Here is a 23,501-nt window from a genome sequence, read left to right on the forward strand (position 1 = left end):
ATGCCGAATGCCTTGCCCCCGCCCCATGCCGCTGCCGTATGAACTCCAGGTCGGTTGGCGCTACACGCGCGCCGGCCGCGGCGGGCGGCGCAACCGCTTCATCAGCTTCATCTCCGGCGCGTCCATCATCGGCATCGCGCTGGGCGTGGCGGCGCTGATCATCGTGCTGTCGGTGATGAACGGCTTCCAGCGCGACGTGCGCGACCGCATGCTCAACGTCATCGCCCACGTGGAGCTGCTGGACTACGCCGGCCAGGCGCTGCCCGACTGGCACGCCACGGCCGCCAAGGCCCGGCAGAACCCCGAGGTGGTCGGCGCCGCGCCCTTCATCGCCACGCAAAGCCTGATCGCCCGCGGCGAGGACATGCGCGGCGCCGTCGTCCGCGGCATCTCGCCGGCCGACGAGGCGCAGGTCACCACGCTGGGCGCGCAGCTCAAGGACGGCGCCTACGCCCGGCTGGTGCCGGGCGGCTGGAACATCGTGCTGGGCGCGGAGCTGGCGCGGCAGCTGAACGTGCGCGAGGGCGACAAGATCACCGTCGTCGCCCCGGGCGGCCAGGTCACGCCGGCCGGCGTGGTGCCGCGGCTGAAGAGCTTCACGGTGGTCGGCACCTTCAGCGCCGGGCACTACGAGTACGACTCCGGCCTGGCGCTCATCCACGTGGACGACGCCGCCAAGCTCTACCGCACGCAGGGCCCCACCGGCGTGCAGCTGCGGCTGCGCGACGTCCACGAGGCCCGCCGCGTCGCCGCCGAGCTGGCGCAGGCCATGGGCCCGGAGATCCTGGTGCGCGACTGGACGCGCTCCAACGCCATCTGGTACGACGCCGTGCAGGTCGAGAAACGCATGATGAGCATCGTGCTGACGCTGATCGTCGTCGTCGCCGCGTTCAACCTCGTCTCCACGCTGGTGATGACGGTGACCGACAAGCAGAGCGACATCGCCATCCTGCGCACGCTGGGCGCCAGCCCACGCTCCATCATGGGCATCTTCATCGTGCAGGGCGCGGTGGCCGGCGTCATCGGCACGCTGTCGGGCGTGGGCCTGGGGCTGCTGGTGGCCTTCAACATCGACGTCATCGTGCCCTTCATCGAGCGGGTGCTGAACGTCAGCTTCCTGCCCGGCAGCATCTACCTGATCAACCACATGCCCAGCGACCCGCAGCGTGGCGACATCGTGCCCATCGCCGTCGTGTCGCTGATCCTGGCCTTCCTGGCCACCCTCTACCCGAGCTGGCGCGCCAGCCGCGTGCAGCCGGCGGAGGCGCTGCGCTATGAGTGAGCCCGTGTTGCAGGCGCGCGGCGTGACGCGCCGCTTCCAGGAAGGCGGCCTGGACGTGACCGTGCTGCGCGGCGTGGACCTGGCCGTGGCGCGCGGCGAGACGCTGGCCATCGTCGGCGCGTCGGGCTCGGGCAAGTCCACGCTGCTGCACCTGCTCGGCGGGCTGGACGTGCCGACGCAGGGCGAGGTCACGCTGATGGGCCAGCCGCTGGCCGCGCTGGACGAGGCCGGCCGCGGCCGCTGGCGCAACCAGCACCTGGGCTTTGTCTACCAGTTCCACCACCTGCTGCCCGAGTTCAGCGCGCTGGACAACGTGGCCATGCCGCTGCGCATCCGCCGCCAGCCGCCGCCGCAGGCGCGCGCCGAGGCCGCCCGCATGCTGGAGCGCGTGGGCCTCGGCCACCGGCTGACGCACCGGCCGGCCGAGCTGTCCGGCGGCGAGCGCCAGCGTGTGGCCATCGCCCGCGCGCTCGTCACCCGCCCGGCCTGCGTGCTCGCCGACGAGCCCACCGGCAATCTCGACCGCGACACCGCCGCCGCCGTGTTCGCGCTGATGCTGGAGCGCGCCCGCGAACAGGGCACGGCCTTCGTCCTCGTCACCCACGACCGCGACCTCGCGGCGCGCTGCGACCGGCAGCTGCAGCTGGTCGCGGGCCAATTCCAGCCATGACCGCTCCTCGTTTCATCCTCAAGCTCTCCTGCCCGGACCGCGCCGGCATCGTCCATGCCGTGACCGGCGTGCTGATGCAGCAGGGCGGCAACATTGTCACGTCGCACCAGCACGGCGACCCCGACCATGCGCGCTTCTTCATGCGTATCGAGTTCGAGGCCGCGGCGGAGGAGGGCGCGCTGCAGGCCGCCTTCGCGCCGCTGGCCGCGCAGTTCGGCATGGACTGGACGCTGCTGGCGCGCAGCCGCAAGACGCGCGTGCTGCTGCTGGTGTCCAAGCTCGGCCACTGCCTGAACGACCTGCTGTTCCGCGTGCGAACGGGGCATTTGGCCGTGGAGATCCCGGCCATCGTGTCCAACCACCGCGACTTCTACCAGCTCGCGGCCTCGCACGACATTCCCTTCCACCACTTCCCGCTGCTCGGCGGCACCGACGCGCAGAAGGCCGCGCAGGAGGCGCGCATCCGCGAGGTCATCGCCGATAACGGCATCGACCTCGTCGTGCTGGCGCGCTACATGCAGATCCTGTCGCCCGAGCTGTGCCGCGACCTGTCGGGCCGCGCGATCAACATCCACCACAGCTTCTTGCCCAGCTTCAAGGGCGCGAGGCCCTACCACCAGGCCTACGAGCGCGGCGTCAAGCTGATCGGCGCGACGGCGCACTACGTGACCAGCGACCTCGACGAGGGCCCGATCATCGAGCAGGAAGTCGCGCGCATCGACCACAGCATGCCGCCCGAGCAGCTGGTCGGCATCGGCCGCGACATGGAGTGCGTCGCGCTGGCGCGCGCGATCCAGTGGCATGCCGAGCACCGCGTGCTGCTGAACGGCAACCGGACGGTGGTGTTCCGCTGACCGGGGCGCGGCAGTGTGGATCGACACCCACTGCCACCTCGACGCGGCCGAGTTCGACGCCGACCGTGACGCGGTGATCGCGCGGGCCCGCGCGGCGGGCGTCGCGCAGATCGTGCTGCCGGCCGTAGCGGCCGCGAACTTCGACGCGGTGCGCGTGCTTGCCCTCGAGCATGGCCTGGCCTATGCGCTCGGCATCCACCCGCTGTACGTGATGCGCGCGGCCGAGGGCGATCTCGCGGCCCTGGCCGAGGCGCTCGCCACGCATGGCGGCGACCTGCGGCTCGTCGCCGTCGGCGAGATCGGGCTGGATTTCTTCGTGCCGGGCCTGGACGCCGACACGCAGCAGCGCTTCTACGTCGAGCAGCTGAAGCTCGCGCAGCGCGCCGGCCTGCCGGTGATCCTGCACGTGCGCCGCAGCGCCGACCCATTGCTCGCCGGCCTGCGCCGCGTGGGCTTCACGCGGGGCGGCATCGCGCATGCGTTCAACGGCAGCGAGCAGCAGGCGCGGGCCTTCGTCGAACTGGGCTTCAGGCTCGGCTTCGGCGGCACGCTGACCTTCGAGCGCGCGCTGCAGATCCGCCGCTTGGCGGCCACGCTGCCCGCCACCGCACTCGTGCTGGAGACCGACGCGCCCGACATCCCGCCGCAGTGGCGCTACAAGACCGCCGCGCAGCGCGCCGCCGGCGAGGTGGCGCGCAACGAGCCGGCCGAACTGCCGCGCATCGCCGAGAGCCTGGCCGCATTGCGCGGCTGGACGGCCGCCGAGACGGCGGCGATCACGGCGGCCAATGCCCGCGCCGCCTTACCGCGATTGCGTTGAGGTTGGGGCATTCGGGCCGAGCGCCGGGCCGCCCCAAGCCGGCCCCTTGGGGGACCGACCAGACTAGCGCGCGTTCAGCGCCGCAAGCTGGGCGAGGGGTCAACGATTCCGCGGCGCGATGGGCGTTTCCGGCACCGGGTAACCCGCCGCGCCGAAGGTGGCGACGACGGCCTTGTGGGTGTCGAAATAGACCTGCCAGTAGTGGTCGGTGTGGCAGTAGGGCCGCACGCACAGCAGCGGACCCTCGGGCGTGAACTCCAGGATCTCGATGTCCGGCGCCGGGCTGGCCAGCACGTTGGGGATGGCGGCGATGGCCGGGCGCAGGCGGGCGATGGCGTCCAGCGGGTCGACGCCGTTGGCCACCTTGGCCACGCAGTCCACGCGGCGGTGCGGCAGCGTGGAGTAGTTCTGGATCGCGCCGCTGAACACCGCGTTGTTGCCGACGATGGTGTGCACGTTGTCCGGCGTGCTGAGGGTGGTGCCGAACAGGCCGATCTCGGTGACGGTGCCGGTCACGCCGCCGGCCTGCACGAAGTCGCCGACCTTGAAGGGCCGCAGCACCTGCATGAAGACACCGGCCGCGAAATGCGTCAGCAGCCCGCCCCAGGCGGTGCCGATGGCCAGGCCCGCGCCGGCCAGCAGCGCGGCGAACGAGGTGGTCTTGACGCCGAAGATGTCCAGGATCGCCAGGATCAGCACGACGTTCAGCAGCACGCCCAGGATGGAGCGCAGGTAGGCCGCCAGCGTCGAGTCGATGCGCTTGCCGCGCTCCAGCGCGCCGGTGAACAGGCGCAGCGTCAGCCCGATCAGCCAGCGGCCGACGATCCAGGCCGCGATGGCGGCGAGGATCTTCAGGCCGAAGTCCACCCCCTGCGTGCTGAGAAACTGCCAGATGGCTTCCGTGTTCATGTCCGTGTTCATCAATCCCTCCAAGTGACTCAAAGCGTTTCCTTGCCGGCCGCCGGATCCCGGCTGACCGGGCTGCCGCCGGTGTTCGATCCCCGCGCCCGGCTGCTGGTGCTGGGCAGCTTTCCCGGTGCCGCCTCGCTGCGGGCCGCGCAGTATTACGCACATCCGCGCAACGCCTTCTGGCCCGTGATGGCGGCGCTGCTGGGCGAGCCCGGCCTGGCGGGCCGGCCCTACGGCGAGCGGCTGGCGGTGCTGCGCGCGCACCGCGTGGCGCTGTGGGACGCGGTGGCCGCCTGCCGCCGCCAGGGCAGCCTGGACGCGGCCATCGCCGATGCCGAGCCCAGCGACCTGCCGCAGCTCGTCGCCCGGCTGCCGGCGCTGCGGGCCGTGGCCTGCAACGGCGCGCTGGCGCACCGGCAGGCGCAGGCGGCGCTGGCCGGCCCCGCGCTGCCGCTGCTGCGCCTGCCCTCCACCAGCCCGGCGCACGCGGGCCTGCGGCCGGACGACAAGGTCGCGGCGTGGCGTGCGGCGCTCGCGCCTTACCTGGGATGATGGCGGCATGACTTCCAAACCTGCGGCCTGGGGGCCGGCCACGCTCAGCGAGTTCGACGGCGTGCGCTACCTGCACCTGGACTCGATCTGGGTGCAGGGCGCGATGCGCATCCGCAAGCCCGACCAGCTCGAGCTCGAGTACGTGCAGCGCATGTGTGCCTGGATGCTGTGGCGCGACGCGGCGCGGCTGGGCGAGGGCCACGCCGTGCAGCTGGGCCTGGGCGCGGCGGCGCTGACCCGCTTCTGCCACGGCCCGCTGAAGATGCGCACCACGGCGGTGGAGATCAACCCCGAGGTGATCGCCGCCTGCCGGCAGTGGTTCCGGCTGCCGGCCCCTGGCGAGCGGCTGAGCGTCGTCAACGCCGACGCCGCGCGCTGGGTCCGGGACGACGCCAACCTGCAGACCGTGGACGTGCTGAACGTGGACCTCTACGACCATGACGCCGCCGCGCCGGTGCTGGACGACGAGGCCTTCTACGCCGGCTGCCGCGGCGTGCTGGCCGACGGCGGGCTGATGACGGTCAATCTGTTCGGCCGCAGCGCCAGCTTCGCGCGCAGCGCGCTGCGCATCGCCCGCGCGTTCGGTTCGGACCAGGTCTGGAGCCTGGCGCCGACCAAGGAGGGCAACACGGTGGTCGTCGCCGCGCGCGGCGTGCAGGTGCCGCACCGCGAGGTGCTGGAGCAGCGCGCCGCTAACATCGAATCGCGCTTCAAGCTGCCGGCCCGCAAGTGGCTGCGCCTGGTGCGGCCGCTGCCGACCAGCATCCTGCAAGCGCTTTGACCCTTCCGCCGATGAGCACCAAGCCCCCCGCCGCGTCCGAGCCGTCCGCCAAGCGATCCGCCAAACCGTCCGCCAAGCCCGAAGGCCGCCTGGCGTGGCGCCAGCTGCTGCGCTGGCTGCTGCGCGACGGGCTGATCGACGAGGCGCAGAGCCAGCGCACCGAGCAGCGCCTGGGCGCTGGCGACAGCGCGCTGCATCCGCTGGTGCGGCTGGGCCATGCCAATCTCGTGCACCTGGCCACGGGCAAGCCGCTGGATGTGGAGGCGCTGTCCGAATGGCTGGCCGTGCGCGCGGGCCTGCCCTATCTGCGCATCGACCCGCTGAAGGTGGACGTGGGCCGCGTGGCCGACGTGATGTCGGTCGGCTACGCCGAGGCCAAGCGCTGCCTGCCGGTGCAGTTCGGCGTCGCGGACGTGACCGTGGCGACCTCCGAGCCCTTCGACACCGGCTGGGTGGCGCAGATCGAGTCGCATGTGCGCAAGCCGATCAAGCTGGTCGTCGCCAACCCGCTGGACATCGCGCGCTACACGACCGAGTTCTTCACGCTGGCGCGCTCGGTGCGCGCCGCTGCCAAGGCCGGCGAGCAGAGCCAGGTGGCGAGCTTCGAGCAGCTCGTCGAGCTGGGCCGCACGAACAAGCAGCTCGACGCGAACGACCAGGGCGTCGTGCAGGTGGTGGACTGGCTGTGGCAGTACGCCTTCGACCAGCGCGCCAGCGACATCCACCTGGAGCCGCGCCGCGAGATGGGCGTCATCCGCTTCCGCATCGACGGCGTGCTGCACACGGTCTACCAACTGCCGCCCACCGTGATGAGTGCGATGACCTCGCGGATCAAGCTGTTGGGCCGCATGGACGTGGTGGAGAAGCGCCGCCCGCTGGACGGCCGCATCAAGACGCGCAACCCGGCCGGCGAGGAGGTGGAGATGCGGCTGTCGACGCTGCCCACGGCCTTCGGCGAGAAGATGGTGATGCGCATCTTCGACCCCGAGACGGCGGTCAAGGACCTGGCCTCGCTGGGTTTCGGCCAGCATGACTCGGACCGCTGGGAGGCGCTGGTCAAGCAGCCGCACGGCATCATCCTCGTCACCGGCCCGACCGGCAGCGGCAAGACGACGACGCTGTACTCCACGCTGAAGCGGCTGGCCACCGACGAGGTCAACGTGACGACCATCGAAGACCCGATCGAGATGATCGAGCCGGCCTTCAACCAGACCCAGGTGCAGAACCAGCTGGACTTCGGCTTCGCCGAGGGGCTGCGCGCGCTGATGCGGCAGGACCCGGACATCATCATGGTCGGCGAGATCCGCGACCTGGAGACGGCCGAGATGGCCATCCAGGCCGCGCTGACCGGCCACCTGGTCTTCAGCACGCTGCACACCAACGATTCGGTGTCCGCCATCACCCGGCTGACGGACCTGGGCGTGCCGGGCTACCTGATCAGCGCCACCGTCATCGGCGTGCTGGCGCAGCGGCTGGTGCGCACGCTGTGCCCGCACTGCAAGCAGCCCGACCCGGTGGTCACGCGCGAAGGCCTGAACGAGTTGGTCAAGCACTGGCGCCTGGGCGGCGGCGTGAGGCCGTACAAGCCGATGGGCTGCCTGGAGTGCCGCAACACCGGCTTCCGCGGCCGCGCGGGGCTGTATGAGCTGCTGACGGTGACCGAGGGCGTGAAGGCCGCGATGCACCCCGCGCCCGACCTGCCGGCGCTGCGCCGCCAGGTCATGCAGGAGGGCCTGCGCCCGCTGCGGCTGGCCGGCGCGATGAAGGTGGCCGAGGGCGTGACGACGGTCGAGGAAGTGCTGCGCAGCACGCCGGCCTGGGAAGGCTGACGCCGCCTCTGGCGCGGCGCGCGCCTTACGTGTAATCCACAGGCTGCCGCTGCGGGGCGGCTGACAGAATCGCCGCGTCGAAATTTGCGTGTCCTCCAGCGGCGCGCCGGAGGTGACAGGCGATGAAGATCAAGAGCCAGCGGGACTTCTGGTCCGGGCTGATGTTCGTGGTGGTGGGCGTGGGCTTCGCCTGGGGCGCCACCGAGTACTCGTTCGGCGCCTCGGCCCGCCCGGGCCCGGGTTACTTCCCGTTCGGGCTGGGCGTGTTCCTGGCGCTGCTGGGCGGCCTGGTGCTGTTCAAGGCGCTGACGCTGGAGTCGGAGGGCGGCGACCCGATCGGCGCCATCGCGTGGCGGCCGCTGCTGGTCATCGTCGCCACCATCGTCGTGTTCGGCCTGGCGCTGCCGAGGCTGGGCCTGGCCTGCACGCTGCCGCTGGTCATCACCCTGTCCTCGCTGGCCGGCCACGAGTTCCGCTGGCGCGACGTGCTGATCAGCAGCGTCGTCCTGACGGTCGGCAGCTGGGCCCTCTTCATCAAGGGCCTGAGCCTGACGATCCCGCTCTGGCCCCTCTATTTCCAAGGCTGACCATGGACCTGCTGAACAACCTCGGCCTCGGCTTCCAGACGGCGCTGACGCTGCAGAACCTGATGTACGCCTTCTTCGGCGTCGTGCTGGGCACGCTGATCGGCGTGCTGCCCGGCCTGGGCCCGGTGGCCACGATCGCGATGCTGCTGCCGTCCATCTACACGCTGGACGCCACGCCCGCCCTCATCATGCTCGCCGGCATCTACTACGGCGCGCAGTACGGCGGCTCGACCACGGCCATCCTGATCAACGTGCCCGGGGAGTCGAGCTCGGTGGTCACCGCCATCGACGGCTACCAGATGGCCCGCCGGGGACGCGCCGGCGCCGCGCTCGCCGCCGCCGGCCTGGGCAGCTTCTTCGCCGGCTGCGTCGGCACCGTGATCATCGCGGCCTTCGCGCCGCCGCTGATCGAGCTGGCCTTCCAGTTCGGCTCGGCCGAGTACTTCTCGCTGATGGTGCTGGGCCTGGTCGGCGCGGTGGTGCTGGCCTCGGGCTCGCTGATCAAGGCCATCGCCATGATCGTGCTGGGGCTGCTGCTGGGCCAGATCAACACCGACGTCATCACCGGCACCGCGCGCTTCTCGTTCGACATCCCGGAGCTGACCGACGGCATCGGCTTCGTCGTCATCGCGATGGGCGTGTTCGGCTTCGGCGAGATCATCGCCAACCTCGGCCAGCCGCCGGAGCACCGCGAGGTCTTCACGAAGGAGGTCAAGGGCCTGTGGCCGACCAGGGAAGACTTCCAGGATGCCTGGCCGGCGGTCTTGCGCGGCACCGCACTGGGCTCCGTGCTGGGCGTGCTGCCGGGCGGCGGCGCGCTGCTGGCCTCGTTCGCGGCCTACACGCTGGAGAAGAAGGTCGTGCGCAATCCGCGCGTGCCGTTCGGCAAGGGCGCCATCCAGGGCGTGGCCGGCCCGGAGAGTGCCAACAACGCCGGCGCGCAGACCAGCTTCATTCCGATGCTGACGCTGGGCATCCCGCCCAACGCCGTGATGGCGCTGATGGTCGGCGCGATGACCATCAAGGGCATACAGCCCGGCCCGCAGGTGATGACGAGCAACCCGGAACTCTTCTGGGGCCTGATCGCATCGATGTGGATCGGCAACCTGATGCTCATCGTGCTGAACCTGCCGCTGATCGGCATCTGGATCAAGCTGCTGACGGTGCCCTACCGCTTCCTCTTCCCGGCCATCGTCGTGTTCTGCTGCATCGGCGCCTACTCGCTGAACAACAACAACTTCGACGTCTACATGACGGCCGGCTTCGCGCTGCTGGGCTACGTCTTCTACAAGCTGAGCTGCGAACCTGCGCCGCTGCTGCTGGGCTTCATCCTCGGCCCCATGATGGAAGAGAACCTGCGCCGCGCCCTGCTGCTTGCCCGCGGCGACTGGAGCACCTTCCTGACCCGGCCGTTGTCCGCCGGCTTGTTGATTGCCGCGGCGCTGATGATCGTCGTCGTCATGCTGCCCTCCATCAAGAACAAGCGGGAAGAGGCCTTCCAGGAAGAGGCGTGAGGGGAGGCTTGGGGCGGCGGGAGAAGCCTGGACGGAAGCGCGGCGTTCCGATGCACTAGGGGCGCGGCCGCGAACGCTTGCTGGGTCGGGAGTGGGAAGAGGCGCAGCAGAGGCGGTTTCTGAATTTTTCCTGGACTGCTTGCGTGCTTTGGATTTTCTGCGCTATAGTCGTGGGCTTCGCTGATCGCAGCGCCTAGCCGGAGACGGCGGTGATGGGATGGCGGGGAGGGCTGCAAGGCCTGGGCGAGCTTGAGAGGGCTGGCGAGTGCGAAAGGGTTCTGAAGAATTTTTTCGAAAAGCACTTGACGGTGCTGCGAAAGCGGATCAAAATCTCGCCTCTTTGCTGCTGACGGATGGTTCGACGAGTTGAGCTGTTCGAAGGTGGTGAAGGAAGCAAGTTGCTGAGTATTGCGAAAAGAAATTTTCAAAAATGCTTGACGACGCTGCAAAAAGCAGATTAGAATCTCGCTTCTTTGCTGCTGACAACAAAACGCTGTCAGCGACGCAAAACGAAGGGTCAAGGCTCTGAGGTTTGCGATGTTCTTTAAGAATTCACAGCCGATAAGCGTGGGCGTTTGAGGCGAAGTGATGTTGTCAGGTGACTGATGACGGTCCTTCGGACTTTAAACGCTCACGGAAAGAGAATGAAGCTATGCAAATAGTCTTTGTTCGATTCCGTTGAGTAAATTCAAGATCGAACTGTAGAGTTTGATCCTGGCTCAGATTGAACGCTGGCGGCATGCCTTACACATGCAAGTCGAACGGTAACAGGTTAAGCTGACGAGTGGCGAACGGGTGAGTAATGTATCGGAACGTGCCCAGTCGTGGGGGATAACTGCTCGAAAGAGCAGCTAATACCGCATACGACCTGAGGGTGAAAGCGGGGGATCGCAAGACCTCGCGCGATTGGAGCGGCCGATATCAGATTAGGTAGTTGGTGGGGTAAAGGCCTACCAAGCCTGCGATCTGTAGCTGGTCTGAGAGGACGACCAGCCACACTGGGACTGAGACACGGCCCAGACTCCTACGGGAGGCAGCAGTGGGGAATTTTGGACAATGGACGCAAGTCTGATCCAGCCATGCCGCGTGCGGGAAGAAGGCCTTCGGGTTGTAAACCGCTTTTGTCAGGGAAGAAAAGGTTCTGGTTAATACCTGGGACTCATGACGGTACCTGAAGAATAAGCACCGGCTAACTACGTGCCAGCAGCCGCGGTAATACGTAGGGTGCAAGCGTTAATCGGAATTACTGGGCGTAAAGCGTGCGCAGGCGGTTATGCAAGACAGATGTGAAATCCCCGGGCTCAACCTGGGAACTGCATTTGTGACTGCATAGCTAGAGTGCGGCAGAGGGGGATGGAATTCCGCGTGTAGCAGTGAAATGCGTAGATATGCGGAGGAACACCGATGGCGAAGGCAATCCCCTGGGCCTGCACTGACGCTCATGCACGAAAGCGTGGGGAGCAAACAGGATTAGATACCCTGGTAGTCCACGCCCTAAACGATGTCAACTGGTTGTTGGGAGGGTTTCTTCTCAGTAACGTAGCTAACGCGTGAAGTTGACCGCCTGGGGAGTACGGCCGCAAGGTTGAAACTCAAAGGAATTGACGGGGACCCGCACAAGCGGTGGATGATGTGGTTTAATTCGATGCAACGCGAAAAACCTTACCTACCCTTGACATGTCTGGAATCCTGAAGAGATTTGGGAGTGCTCGAAAGAGAGCCAGAACACAGGTGCTGCATGGCCGTCGTCAGCTCGTGTCGTGAGATGTTGGGTTAAGTCCCGCAACGAGCGCAACCCTTGTCATTAGTTGCTACGAAAGGGCACTCTAATGAGACTGCCGGTGACAAACCGGAGGAAGGTGGGGATGACGTCAGGTCATCATGGCCCTTATGGGTAGGGCTACACACGTCATACAATGGCCGGGACAGAGGGCTGCCAACCCGCGAGGGGGAGCTAATCCCAGAAACCCGGTCGTAGTCCGGATCGTAGTCTGCAACTCGACTGCGTGAAGTCGGAATCGCTAGTAATCGCGGATCAGCTTGCCGCGGTGAATACGTTCCCGGGTCTTGTACACACCGCCCGTCACACCATGGGAGCGGGTTCTGCCAGAAGTAGTTAGCCTAACCGCAAGGAGGGCGATTACCACGGCAGGGTTCGTGACTGGGGTGAAGTCGTAACAAGGTAGCCGTATCGGAAGGTGCGGCTGGATCACCTCCTTTCTAGATAGATCGCGCCTCGTGTGTTCTCAGGAGCATGCAGAGCAAGATCGACCAAGAGCGAAAGCTCAAGCACTTCGTTTTAAGCGCCCACACTTATCGGCTGTATACAACAGTGAGTGAAATCGCGTGAGCCTGTGGAGCTGGCCTCGACAGCCTGGCGATGATGCAGAGCGACGCAACAAGTTTCGCGTGGGTCTGTAGCTCAGTCGGTTAGAGCACCGTCTTGATAAGGCGGGGGTCGCTGGTTCGAATCCAGCCAGACCCACCACGAAAAGACAGAGAAGTCTGTACGGGGGATTAGCTCAGCTGGGAGAGCACCTGCTTTGCAAGCAGGGGGTCGTCGGTTCGATCCCGTCATCCTCCACCAGTTCACTCATTCAGTTGGTAAACCTTAGCGAATTATGATGTTCGCTGAGGTTTACCAGCTCTTGATCGAAAGATCGGCTGTTGTTCTTTAACAATTTGTAGAGTCGAATCAGCGTCGTTGGCGGAAAGCACCGAATGGTGCACCGTGCCGCCAGCGACATTTTGATTGCGTCAAACATAGACTTCAACTGAGCAAGAAATTGTTTAGATGAAGAACGGCGTAACGCGTGAATACTCAAAAAGCGGTCGGACTGGAGAAATCTGGTTGGATCGTGTCCTTGATCGACGGTGCAGTCAGCGCTGTCAAAGTTATAGGGTCAAGTGACTAAGTGCATGTGGTGGATGCCTTGGCGATTACAGGCGACGAAGGACGTGATAGCCTGCGATAAGCTTCGGGGAGCTGGCAAATTAGCTTTGATCCGGAGATTTCCGAATGGGGAAACCCGACCGTAAGGTCATCGCATGCTGAATACATAGGCATGCGAGGCGAACCGGGTGAACTGAAACATCTCAGTAGCTCGAGGAAAAGACATCAACCGAGATTCCGAAAGTAGTGGCGAGCGAAATCGGAGTAGCCCTCGCGTTTTAGCAGTTTGCATATCAGAACGGAATGGAAAGTCCGGCCACAGCGGGTGATAGCCCCGTATGAGAAATGTAGATTGTGGAACTAGGCGCGAATAGAGTAGGGCGGGACACGTGAAATCCTGTCTGAATATGGGGGGACCATCCTCCAAGGCTAAATACTCGTAATCGACCGATAGTGAACAAGTACCGTGAGGGAAAGGCGAAAAGAACCCCGGGAGGGGAGTGAAATAGATCCTGAAACCGCATGCATACAAAAAGTAGGAGCCCGCAAGGGTGACTGCGTACCTTTTGTATAATGGGTCAGCGACTTACATTCAGTGGCGAGGTTAACCGAATAGGGAAGCCGTAGAGAAATCGAGTCCGAATAGGGCGAATAGTCGCTGGGTGTAGACCCGAAACCAAGTGATCTATCCATGGCCAGGATGAAGGTACCGTAACAGGTGCTGGAGGTCCGAACCGACTAGTGTTGCAAAACTAGCGGATGAGCTGTGGATAGGGGTGAAAGGCTAAACAAACTTGGAAATAGCTGGTTCTCTCCGAAAACTATTTAGGTAGTGCCTCAAGTATTACCTGCGGGGGTAGAGCACTGTTTAGGCTAGGGGGTCATGGCGACTTACCAAACCTTGGCAAACTCCGAATACCGCAGAGTACAGCTTGGGAGACAGAGCACCGGGTGCTAACGTCCGGACTCAAGAGGGAAACAACCCAGACCGCCAGCTAAGGTCCCTAAAATTGGCTAAGTGGGAAACGAAGTGGGAAGGCTAAAACAGTCAGGATGTTGGCTTAGAAGCAGCCATCATTTAAAGAAAGCGTAATAGCTCACTGATCGAGTCGTCCTGCGCGGAAGATGTAACGGGGCTAAGCCAGTTACCGAAGCTGCGGATGCATAGCAATATGCGTGGTAGGAGAGCGTTCTGTAAGCCTGTGAAGGTGGGTTGTGAAGCCTGCTGGAGGTATCAGAAGTGCGAATGCTGACATGAGTAGCGTTAAAGGGGGTGAAAAGCCCCCTCGCCGAAAGCGCAAGGTTTCCTACGCAACGTTCATCGGCGTAGGGTGAGTCGGCCCCTAAGGCGAGGCAGAGATGCGTAGCTGATGGGAAACAGGTCAATATTCCTGTACCGATTGCAAGTGCGATGTGGGGACGGAGAAGGTTAGCTCAGCCGGGTGTTGGATGTCCCGGTTCAAGCGTGTAGTCGTGCTCTTTAGGCAAATCCGGAGAGCTTAGATGAGGCGTGATAACGAGGAGGCTTGCCTCCGAAGTGAGTGATACCCTGCTTCCAGGAAAAGCCACTAAGCTTCAGCTTGCAACGACCGTACCGCAAACCGACACTGGTGCGCGAGATGAGTATTCTAAGGCGCTTGAGAGAACTCTGGAGAAGGAACTCGGCAAATTGACACCGTAACTTCGGAAGAAGGTGTGCCTTTAGTAGGTGAACCATTTACTTGGGGAGCCCAATGAGGCCGCAGAGAATCGGTGGCTGCAACTGTTTATTAAAAACACAGCACTCTGCAAAGACGAAAGTCGACGTATAGGGTGTGACTCCTGCCCGGTGCTGGAAGATTAAATGATGGGGTGCAAGCTCTTGACTGAAGTCCCAGTAAACGGCGGCCGTAACTATAACGGTCCTAAGGTAGCGAAATTCCTTGTCGGGTAAGTTCCGACCTGCACGAATGGAGTAATGATGGCCACACTGTCTCCTCCAGAGACTCAGCGAAGTTGAAATGTTTGTGATGATGCAATCTCCCCGCGGAAAGACGGAAAGACCCCATGAACCTTTACTGTAGCTTTACATTGGACTTTGAACAGATCTGTGTAGGATAGGTGGGAGGCTTTGAAACCAGGACGCTAGTTTTGGTGGAGCCGACGTTGAAATACCACCCTGGTGTGTTTGAGGTTCTAACCTTGGCCCGTTATCCGGGTTGGGGACAGTGTATGGTGGGCAGTTTGACTGGGGCGGTCTCCTCCCAAAGTGTAACGGAGGAGTTCGAAGGTACGCTAGTTACGGTCGGAAATCGTGACGATAGTGCATTGGCATAAGCGTGCTTGACTGCGAGACTGACAAGTCGAGCAGGTACGAAAGTAGGACAAAGTGATCCGGTGGTTCTGTATGGAAGGGCCATCGCTCAACGGATAAAAGGTACTCTGGGGATAACAGGCTGATACCGCCCAAGAGTTCATATCGACGGCGGTGTTTGGCACCTCGATGTCGGCTCATCTCATCCTGGGGCTGTAGCCGGTCCCAAGGGTATGGCTGTTCGCCATTTAAAGAGGTACGTGAGCTGGGTTTAAAACGTCGTGAGACAGTTTGGTCCCTATCTTCCGTGGGCGCTGCAAGATTGAGAGAGCCTGCTCCTAGTACGAGAGGACCGGAGTGGACGCACCTCTGGTGTATCGGTTGTCACGCCAGTGGCATTGCCGAGTAGCTAAGTGCGGAAGAGATAACCGCTGAAAGCATCTAAGCGGGAAACTCGTCTCAAGATGAGTCTTGCCGGGGCCTTGAGCCCCCTGAAGGGTCGTTCGAGACCAGGACGTTGATAGGCTGGGTGTGGAAGCGCAGTAATGCGTTAAGCTAACCAGTACTAATTGCCCGTGAGGCTTGACCCTATAACTTTGAGAGTCTGTGCTCAGCACGTCTCGAGGTGAGGATTCAAGTTATGTCGTTCTTCAGAAGTCTGGAGACGCAATCAAAATACTGATTTCGCAGCAAATGATTGCTGTGTGCAGATGAACTCTGCTGACTCTACGAATTGGGTTTGTTGACCTTGTCAACAAGCCAACCCGTCAAGCCTGACGACCATAGCGACTTGGTCCCACTCCTTCCCATCCCGAACAGGACAGTGAAACGAGTCAGCGCCGATGATAGTGCGGATTCCCGTGTGAAAGTAGGTCATCGTCAGGCTATTTATTGAAGCCAGCCCCCGTCATCGAAAGATGGCGGGGGTTTTGCTTTTGCGGGAACGGAAATCCTCGGCCTGCCAACACTTCCTGGGTAACGAAAACCGCAATGAGAAAACCCGCCTGGGCGGGTTCTTATTTGGTTTGCGATCGCTGAGTTCAGGTGCTGCTGGACTCCGGCGTCGGTCAGACGTTGAACAGGAAATGCAGAACGTCTCCGTCCTTGACCACGTAGTCCTTGCCTTCCGCCCGCATCTTCCCCGCATCCTTGGCGCCTTGCTCGCCACGGTACTGGATGAAGTCGTCATAGGCGATGGTCTGGGCGCGGATGTAGCCCCGCTCGAAGTCGGTGTGGATGACACCCGCGGCCTGCGGGCCGGTGTCCCCGATGCGGATGGTCCAGGCGCGCACTTCCTTCACGCCCGCGGTGAAGTAAGTCTGCAGGCCCAGCAGCTTGAAGGCCGCGCGGATCAGCCGGTTCAGGCCGGGCTCGTCCTGGCCCATCTCGGCGAGGAACAGCGTGCGGTCCTCGTCGCTCATGTCGGCCAGGTCGGCCTCGGTCTTGGCGCAGATGGCGACGACCGGCGCGCCCTGGCTCGCGGCGTACTCGCGCAGCCGGTCCAGGAAGGGGTTGTCCTCGAAGCCGTCTTCCGACACGTTGCCGACGAACATGGCCGGCTTGGCGGTGATCAGGCACAGCGGCTTCAGCACGGCGAGTTCTTCCTTGCTGAACTCGATGGAGCGCACGGGCTTGGCCTCGTTCAGCGCGGCCTGGCATTTCTTCAGCACCTCGACCAGGCGGGCGGCTTCCTTGTCGCCGCCGGCCTTGGCCACCTTGCTGTAGCGCACCAGGCTCTTGTCCACGGTGCCCAGGTCGGCCAGGCACAGTTCGGTCTGGATGACCTCGATATCGGCGATGGGATCGACGCGGCCATTCACATGGATGACGTTCGGGTCCTCGAAGCAGCGCACCACGTTGACGATGGCATCGGTCTCGCGGATGTGCGAGAGGAACTGATTGCCCAGGCCCTCGCCCTTGCTGGCGCCGGCGACAAGGCCGGCGATGTCGACAAACTCGACCACGGCCGGTAGCACGCGCTCGGGCTTGACGATCTCGGCCAGCGCCGCCAAGCGCGGATCGGGCAGCTCGACGACGCCGACGTTGGGCTCGATCGTGCAGAAGGGGTAGTTTTCGGCGGCGATGCCGGCTTTGGTCAGGGCGTTGAAGAGCGTGGACTTGCCGACGTTGGGCAGGCCCACGATGCCGCATTTGAGGCTCATGGCAGGGCTTTCTGATGGGGAGGCGGCGGGCGGCGGAGCGCCGCTGCCGAGAGGCGTGATTTTAGTCGGCCACTGCGGCGCGGGCCGTCCCGCTCGGTCGGGCGGCCGGACCCCGCTGCCTACAATCGCCGGATGCAAAGCGTGGACGTGTTGGTGAAGGGGCGGGGCGCGGTCGGCAGCAGCCTGGCGCTCAGCCTGGCCGCCCAGGGCCTGACCGTGGGCATGGCCGGGGCGCCGCAGCCGGCGCGTGCCGAGGACGTGCGCACCTATGCGCTGAACGCGGCATCGGTGGCGCTGCTCGGCGAGCTGAAGATCTGGGGGGCGCTGCCGGAAGACGCCGTCTGCCCCGTGTACGACATGGTCATCTGCGGCGATGCCGCCACCGGCCGGCCGGCCGGCCGGCTCGGCTTCTCGGCATGGCAGCAGGGCGTGCGCGAACTGGCCTTCATCGTCGACGCCGCCGCGCTGGATGCGCAGCTGGCCGCGGCGCTGCGCTTCTCACCGCATGTGCATGACGTGGCGCCCGAGACGCCGGCGGCGCTGACGGCCCTGTGCGAGGGCCGCGAGTCGGCCGCGCGCGCGGCGCTGGGCGTGGCATTCGAGCCCAAGCCTTACGGCCACCGCGCGCTGGCCACGCGGCTGGTCGCGGACCGCCCGCACCAGGGCGTGGCGCGGCAGTGGTTCGGCGCGGGCGGCGAGGTGCTGGCGCTGCTGCCCTTCGAACGCCCCACCCCTGGCCGGTCCTACGGGCTGGTGTGGTCGTGTGCCGACGAGCGCGCGCAGCAGCTGCTGGCGATGCCCGACGCGGATTTCGAACGCGAGCTCAACCAGGCGACCGCGGGCGCCGCCGGCGAGCTGGCGCTGGGTGGCCTGCGGGCCGCCTGGCCGCTGGCGCTGGCGCGGGCCGGTGCCGTCAGTGGCCCGGGCTGGGCGCTGCTGGGCGACGCGGCGCACCTGGTGCATCCGCTGGCCGGGCAGGGCCTGAACCTGGGCCTGGCCGACGTGGCCGCGTTGTCCCGCGTGCTGCAGGCGCGCGAGCCCTGGCGGCCGTTGGGCGACGAGCGGCTGCTGCGCCGCTACGCCCGCGAGCGCCTGGCGCCCACGCTGGCCATGGGCGAGCTGACCGACGCGCTGCAGCGCCTGTTCGCCCATCCGCACCCCGCCGCACAGGGGCTGCGCAACCGCGGGCTGGATGCGCTGAACCAGCTCCCCCCCGTCAAGCGCTGGCTGACCCGCCGCGCGCTCGGCCTCTGATGTCCTGCTCCCAGATTCCAACGTGCCCTACCGTTCCCTGATCCTGTCCGCCCTGCTCGCCGCGAGCCTGCCCGCCCTGGCCAACGAGGCCGCCATCCGCAAGGCCATCGCCGAGCGCATGCCCAATGCGCCCAAGATCGACGAGGTGCGGCCCAGCGCCATGCCGGGCTTGTGGGAGGTCCGCTTCGGCAACGAGCTGCGCTACACCGACCCCACCGGCAGCTTCTTCATCGAGGGCGAGCTGATCGACCTGAAGGCGCGCAGGAACCTGACTGCCGAGCGCGTCGCGCAGATCAACCGGGTGGACTTCGCCACGCTGCCGTTCAAGGACGCGCTGGTCTGGAAGAGCGGCAGCGGCAAGCGCCGCATCGCCGTGTTCGCCGACCCCAACTGCGGCTACTGCAAGCGCTTCGAGGCCGCGCTGCAGGAGATGAAGGACGTCACCGTCTACACCTTCATGATCCCCATCCTCGGCGGCGATTCGCCCGACAAGGCGCGCGGCATCTGGTGCGCCAAGGACAGGACCGGCGCCTGGCTGGGCTGGATGCTCAAGGGCGAGCAGCCGCCGAAGGCCGCGGCCTCGTGCGACGACGCCGCCATCGAGCGCAACCTGGCGCTGTCGCGCCGTATCCACGTCAACGGCACGCCGGCCATCCTGCTCGAAGACGGCAACCGCATCCCCGGCGCCGTCGGCCCGGTGGAACTGGAGCGGCGCCTGCAGGCCCTGGCCGCTACGGCCGGCAAGCCCTGACCGCGATGAGCCCCGCCCACCGCGAATTCGCGCACCGCCTCGGCTACGCCAGCCTCATCCCCTTCGTGCTCGGCTGCGCGCTGGTCTGGCTGATCGGCGGCCGGGATCTGGACCAGCACGTCTTCATCACCACCGGGCTGTCGGCCTGGGCCGGCCTGGTCATCGCCTGCCTCGGCGGCATCCACTGGGGCCTGTCGTTCGCGCGCGGGCTGCCGGGCCGGCAGCCGCTGGTGTGGGGCGCGGCAGCCGTGCTGCTGGGCTGGCTGGGCGTGCTGATGGCGCCCTACGCGGGCCTGGCGCTGCACGGCGGCGTGCTGATCGCCTGCTACGTGTTCGACCGCCGCATCTACACCCAGCTCGGCGCCGCCGACTGGCTGACGCTGCGCTTCCGCCTCACCGCGGTCGCGGCCCTGAGCTGCTTCCTCGCCGCCGCAGGCAGCTGATGGCCGGGCCGCGCTACCGCATCGAGCTGGCCGACCGCGCGGCCCACCGCTGGCGCGTCACGCTGACGCTGCCGGCGCCGGACGCGGTGCAGGACTTCAGCCTGCCGGTGTGGATCCCGGGCAGCTACCTGGTGCGCGAATTCGCCAAGCACCTCAGCGGCCTGAGCGCGCGCCAGGGCCGGCGCGAGCTGCCCGTCGAGCAGCTCGACAAGGCCAGCTGGCGCGTACGCTGCAGCGGCCGCGCGGCGCTGGTGCTGAGCTACGAGGTCTACGCCTTCGACGCCTCCGTGCGCACAGCCTGGCTGGACGACCGGCGCGCCTTCTTCAACGCCAGCAGCCTGTGCCTGCGCGCGCACGGCCGCGAGGGCGAGCGGCACGGCCTCGCACTGGCCCGCGTGCCGGCCGGCTGGCGGGTCGCCACCGAGATGGCCGAGGCCGGCGGCGGCTACGAAGCCGCCGACTACGACGAACTGCTCGACCACCCCTTCGAGATCGGCCCGCACTGGCAGGGCGAGTTCACCGCCGCCGGCGTGCCGCACCGCATCGTCGTCGCGGGCGCCTGGCCCAGCTTCGACGGCGCGCGGCTGCTGGCCGACGTGCAGCGCATCTGCGAAGCGCAGATCGCCTTCTGGGGCGGCGCGCCGTTCCCGCGCTACAGCTTCCTGCTGTGGGCCGTGGACGACGGCCACGGCGGCCTGGAGCACCGCGCCAGCACGGCGCTGATCTGCGCCCGCCGCGAGCTGCCCACCGCCGCCGAGGGCGCGGCGCCGGGCGACGGCTATGCGCGGTTGCTGGGCCTGTTCAGCCACGAGTACTTCCATGCGTGGAACGTCAAGCGGCTGCGGCCGGCGGAGTTCGCGCGCTTCGACTACCAGCGCGAGAACCACACCAGGCTGCTGTGGTTCTTCGAAGGCTTCACCAGCTACTACGACGAGCTGATGCTGCTGCGCGCCGGCCTCGTCGACGCGCCGCGCTACCTGAAGCTGCTGGCCGCGTCCGTCAACGGCGTGCTGGCCACGCCGGGCCGGCGCGTGCAGCCGCTGAGCGCCGCCAGCTTCGAGGCCTGGACCAAGTACTACCGGCCCGACGAGAACAGCCCCAACACCACGAGCAACTACTACGCGCAGGGCGCGCTGGTGGCACTGTGTCTGGACCTGAGCCTGCGCGCGCGCCGGTCCAGCCTGGACGCGCTGATGCGGCGGCTGTGGCGCGCCACCGGCGGCGGCCCGGTCGGCGAGGACGAGGTGCTGGCCGCCGTGCGCGCGCTGGGCGGCGGCGACCTGGCCGAGCAACTGCGGCAGTGGGTGCACGGCACCGGCGAGTTGCCGCTGCGCGAGCTGCTGGAGGCCGCCGGCGTGGCCTGGCGCGACGAGGGCCGCGCCAGCGTCGCCCAGCGCCTGGGGCTGCGCGTGCGCGAGAGCGCGCTGAGCGGCATCACCGTCACGCACGTGCTCCGCGGCGGCGCCGCCGAGGCGGGCGGGCTGAACGCGCGCGACGACATCCTGGGCTGCAACGGCTGGCGGCTGCGCCGGCTGGACGACGCGCCCGCGCTGCTGCCGGCCGGCGACGCCACGCTGCGCCTGCTGGTGAGCCGCGACCAGCGCCTCGTCGAACTGGCCGTGGCGCTGCCACCCGCGCGGCCGGCGGCGGTCGCATTGGCGCTGGCCGGCGGCGCGCCGGCCGCGCTGCGCTCCCGGCGGCGCTGGCTGGGCGCCTGACAAGGTGTGACCGCACCCGACATGGCCGCCCGTTCCGCCCCACCGCACGCGCGCTTCGTTGCCAATGCCCGCCATCGCCCGAGCGATGGCCGCGCGTTGCGCCTCGATGGCGCACCTTGGGACGGCCCGCTCGGCCACATCGCCTGAACCGGCGATGAGGGCGCCGCGGCCGCCGTTGCTGCTGGTGGCGGCCGTGCTGGCGCTGCACCTGCTGCTGGGCCGCGAGGTGCAGCGCCTGCACGACGGCTGGGTGCGCGACGGCCCGCCGCCGATGCCGCCGCGCCTGCAGGTCGAGTTCGTGCGCGAGATGGCGATGCAGGTGCCGCCCGCCCGGTCGCGCCCACCGCCACCCGCGCCGGCAGCACGCCGGCCGGCGCCCGAGGCCGCCGCGCCCGAGCCGCCGGCCTCGGCGCCGGAGCCCGTCCCCGAGCCCGTTCCGGCCCCCGAGCCCCAGCCCGAGCTCATGCCGGCGTCGGCGCCCGGCGCTCTCGCGGCGGCCGCAGCGCCCCCGGCCTCCGCCGCCGGCCCCGAGGCGCCGCCGGAGCCCGGCCCCGAATGGCCGCTGTCCACCCGGCTCAGCTACCGGCTGACCGGCTACTACCGCGGCGAGGTGCATGGCCAGGCGCAGGTGGAATGGCTGCGCCGGGGGCACGACTACCAGGTCCACCTGGACGTGGACGTCGGCCCCGGCTTCGCGCCGCTGATCACGCGCCGCATGAGCAGCCAGGGGCGGCTGACGCCGCAGGGCATCGCGCCGCAGCGCTACGACGAGGCGACGCGCGTCCTCGTCGGCGAGGGCCGTCGCGCCAGTGTGTTCTTCCAGGGCGGCGAGGTGCAGCTCGCCAGTGGCGCGCGCCAGCCCGTGCCGGCCGGCGCGCAGGACTCGACCAGCCAGTTCGTGCAGCTGACCTGGCTGTTCCTCACCGGCCGCGAGCCGCTGCAGGCCGGGCACCGGGTGCGCTTCCCGCTGGTGCTGCCGCAGCGGCAGTACGCCTGGACCTACGAGGTGGTGGGCGAGGCGGCGGTGGACACGCCGCTGGGGCCGGTGCTCGCCTGGCACCTGCGCCCCGTGCGGCCGCCCGGCGGCGGCGTGCTGGCGGCCGAGGTGTGGCTGGCGCCGTCGCTGCAATACCTGCCGGTGCGCCTCGTGATCCGCCAGGACGCGCAGACCCACATCGACCTGCGGCTGCAGCACGCGCCGCTGCAAGCCGCGCCAGAATCGCCCGACGACAGCCCCCGGAGACCCCCGCCATGACCTATGAATGCATCCTCACCGCCGTGCACGGCGACGGCCCGCGCAAGACCGGCCTCATCACGCTGAACCGGCCCAAGGCGCTGAATGCGCTGAACGACTCGCTGATGGACGAGCTGGGCCGCGCGCTGCTGGCCTTCGACGCCGACGACGGCATCGGCTGCATCGTGCTGACCGGCTCCGAGCGCGCCTTCGCGGCCGGGGCGGACATCGCCACGATGCTGCCCCACAGCTTCGCCAGCGCCTTCAAGAGCGGGCTGATCTCGAAGAACTGGGAGACCATCCTGCGCGTGCGCAAGCCCGTGATCGCCGCGGTGGCCGGCTTCGCGCTGGGCGGCGGCTGCGAGCTGGCGATGATGTGCGACTTCATCATCGCGGCCGACACCGCCAAGTTCGGCCAGCCCGAGATCAAGCTGGGCATCGTGCCCGGCGCCGGCGGCACGCAGCGCCTGCCGCGCGCGGTCGGCAAGAGCAAGGCCATGGACCTGCTGCTGACCGCCCGCATGATGGGCGCCGCCGAGGCCGAGAGCGCCGGCCTGGTGGCGCGCGTGGTGCCGGCCGACAAGCTGCTGGACGAGGCGCTGGCCGCCGCCGAGGCCATCAACGGCTTCAGCGCGCCGTCCGTCATGCTGATCAAGGAGCTGGTGAACCTGGCCTTCCAGGGGCCGCTGAGCGATGGCGTGGCCGTGGAGCGCCGCTACTTCCACGCGCTGTTCGGCAGCCACGACCAGCGCGAGGGCATGGAGGCCTTCCTGGCCAAGCGGGCCCCGTCGTTCGAGCACCGCTGATTGCTTGCGTTCCCGATCTGATGGGGGCGGGCGGCTGGCGACTGTTTGCGACTTGTGAACAGTCAGTTCCCGGCAGCCTGGTGTTTCTACGGAGAGGCGCTGCCTACAGTGCGGGCCATGGACAACGCGGTCGCGGTGTCCGGATACCC

17 protein-coding genes, 2 tRNA genes and 3 rRNA genes are annotated in these 23,501 nt (G+C 66.8%); 20 read left to right on the plus strand and 2 right to left on the minus strand.

Annotated features, from left to right (window positions below; all coding sequences use genetic code 11):
* The first annotated feature begins 25 nt into the window (after positions 1-25).
* Genes QM788_RS02510 through QM788_RS02525 form a run of 4 tightly spaced genes read left to right on the plus strand, consistent with a single transcriptional unit; the run spans position 26 to position 3,626 of the window.
* Positions 26-1,282, plus strand: coding sequence for a lipoprotein-releasing ABC transporter permease subunit (locus QM788_RS02510; RefSeq protein WP_415659893.1), 1,257 nt, complete (start codon positions 26-28; stop codon positions 1,280-1,282).
* Entirely contained in the window at positions 1,275-1,952 is a 678-nt protein-coding gene (gene lolD / locus QM788_RS02515) for a lipoprotein-releasing ABC transporter ATP-binding protein LolD (RefSeq protein ID WP_415659894.1), read from the plus strand. Before QM788_RS02510 ends, lolD begins: the two co-directional genes overlap by 8 nt.
* Positions 1,949-2,806 (plus strand): formyltetrahydrofolate deformylase, encoded by an 858-nt coding sequence (purU, locus tag QM788_RS02520; protein ID WP_415659895.1) that lies wholly within the window; start codon positions 1,949-1,951, stop codon positions 2,804-2,806. Before lolD ends, purU begins: the two co-directional genes overlap by 4 nt.
* A 13-nt stretch (positions 2,807-2,819) precedes the next feature.
* Positions 2,820-3,626 (plus strand): TatD family hydrolase, encoded by an 807-nt coding sequence (locus QM788_RS02525; protein ID WP_415659896.1) that lies wholly within the window; start codon positions 2,820-2,822, stop codon positions 3,624-3,626.
* Between the two features lie 99 nt (positions 3,627-3,725).
* Here QM788_RS02525 and QM788_RS02530 read toward each other — a convergent pair whose 3' ends face one another.
* Positions 3,726-4,535 carry a mechanosensitive ion channel family protein gene (locus QM788_RS02530; RefSeq protein ID WP_415659897.1) on the minus strand — a complete coding sequence of 270 codons (810 nt, stop codon included), beginning with the start codon at positions 4,533-4,535 and terminating at the stop codon, positions 3,726-3,728.
* A gap of 81 nt (positions 4,536-4,616) precedes the next feature.
* Here QM788_RS02530 and QM788_RS02535 point away from each other — a divergent pair, with 81 nt between their 5' ends.
* The 10 genes from QM788_RS02535 to rrf all read left to right on the plus strand — a co-directional run bounded on the left by QM788_RS02535 (position 4,617) and on the right by rrf (position 15,869).
* Positions 4,617-5,087, plus strand: a complete 471-nt coding sequence (locus QM788_RS02535) for a DNA-deoxyinosine glycosylase (RefSeq protein ID WP_415659898.1) — start codon at positions 4,617-4,619, stop codon at positions 5,085-5,087.
* Positions 5,088-5,094: 7 nt separating this feature from the next.
* A complete protein-coding gene (locus QM788_RS02540) occupies positions 5,095-5,868 on the plus strand; it encodes a spermidine synthase (protein WP_415659899.1) in 774 nt (257 codons plus the stop codon).
* 11 nt (positions 5,869-5,879) lie between these two features.
* The gene (locus QM788_RS02545; RefSeq protein ID WP_415659900.1) at positions 5,880-7,697 is read left to right on the plus strand and encodes a GspE/PulE family protein; all 1,818 of its coding nucleotides are present in this window, start codon (positions 5,880-5,882) and stop codon (positions 7,695-7,697) included.
* A 122-nt stretch (positions 7,698-7,819) separates the two neighbouring features.
* On the plus strand, positions 7,820-8,284 hold the full coding sequence (locus QM788_RS02550; RefSeq protein ID WP_415659901.1) for a tripartite tricarboxylate transporter TctB family protein: 465 nt from the start codon (positions 7,820-7,822) through the stop codon (positions 8,282-8,284).
* Between the two features lie 2 nt (positions 8,285-8,286).
* Positions 8,287-9,798, plus strand: a complete 1,512-nt coding sequence (locus tag QM788_RS02555) for a tripartite tricarboxylate transporter permease (protein WP_415659902.1) — start codon at positions 8,287-8,289, stop codon at positions 9,796-9,798.
* 696 nt (positions 9,799-10,494) lie between these two features.
* A 16S ribosomal RNA gene (locus tag QM788_RS02560) occupies positions 10,495-12,018 on the plus strand.
* 191 nt (positions 12,019-12,209) lie between these two features.
* Positions 12,210-12,286 (plus strand) — tRNA-Ile (locus QM788_RS02565).
* A gap of 23 nt (positions 12,287-12,309) precedes the next feature.
* A tRNA-Ala gene (locus QM788_RS02570) sits at positions 12,310-12,385 on the plus strand.
* Positions 12,386-12,699: 314 nt separating this feature from the next.
* A 23S ribosomal RNA gene (locus QM788_RS02575) occupies positions 12,700-15,574 on the plus strand.
* Between the two features lie 182 nt (positions 15,575-15,756).
* Positions 15,757-15,869: ribosomal RNA gene (rrf, locus tag QM788_RS02580) — 5S ribosomal RNA — on the plus strand.
* The 16S, 23S and 5S rRNA genes sit together here with 2 tRNA genes alongside, the layout of an rRNA operon.
* 182 nt (positions 15,870-16,051) lie before the next feature.
* Here rrf and ychF read toward each other — a convergent pair.
* Positions 16,052-17,146, minus strand: a complete 1,095-nt coding sequence (gene ychF, locus QM788_RS02585; RefSeq protein WP_415659903.1) for a redox-regulated ATPase YchF — start codon at positions 17,144-17,146, stop codon at positions 16,052-16,054.
* 132 nt (positions 17,147-17,278) lie between these two features.
* Here ychF and QM788_RS02590 point away from each other — a divergent pair, with 132 nt between their 5' ends.
* The 6 genes from QM788_RS02590 (at position 17,279) to QM788_RS02615 (ending at position 23,352) form a co-directional block, all read left to right on the plus strand.
* The gene (locus QM788_RS02590; RefSeq protein WP_415659904.1) at positions 17,279-18,400 is read left to right on the plus strand and encodes an FAD-dependent monooxygenase; all 1,122 of its coding nucleotides are present in this window, start codon (positions 17,279-17,281) and stop codon (positions 18,398-18,400) included.
* Between the two features lie 22 nt (positions 18,401-18,422).
* Positions 18,423-19,151 (plus strand): DsbC family protein, encoded by a 729-nt coding sequence (locus QM788_RS02595; RefSeq protein WP_415659905.1) that lies wholly within the window; start codon positions 18,423-18,425, stop codon positions 19,149-19,151.
* Positions 19,152-19,156: 5 nt separating this feature from the next.
* Positions 19,157-19,594: a DUF3429 domain-containing protein gene (locus QM788_RS02600; RefSeq protein WP_415659906.1), complete on the plus strand. Its 438-nt coding sequence runs from the start codon at positions 19,157-19,159 to the stop codon at positions 19,592-19,594.
* Positions 19,594-21,312, plus strand: coding sequence for a M61 family metallopeptidase (locus QM788_RS02605; RefSeq protein WP_415659907.1), 1,719 nt, complete (start codon positions 19,594-19,596; stop codon positions 21,310-21,312). The genes QM788_RS02600 and QM788_RS02605 overlap by 1 nt, the downstream gene beginning before the upstream one ends.
* Before the next feature lie 154 nt (positions 21,313-21,466).
* A complete protein-coding gene (locus tag QM788_RS02610) occupies positions 21,467-22,567 on the plus strand; it encodes a DUF3108 domain-containing protein (protein WP_415659908.1) in 1,101 nt (366 codons plus the stop codon).
* On the plus strand, positions 22,564-23,352 hold the full coding sequence (locus tag QM788_RS02615; protein WP_415659909.1) for an enoyl-CoA hydratase: 789 nt from the start codon (positions 22,564-22,566) through the stop codon (positions 23,350-23,352). Before QM788_RS02610 ends, QM788_RS02615 begins: the two co-directional genes overlap by 4 nt.
* Positions 23,353-23,501 lie beyond the last annotated feature (149 nt).

The organism is Roseateles sp. (genome assembly GCF_047654785.1).
Taxonomy (GTDB): Bacteria; Pseudomonadota; Gammaproteobacteria; order Burkholderiales; family Burkholderiaceae_C; genus Pelomonas.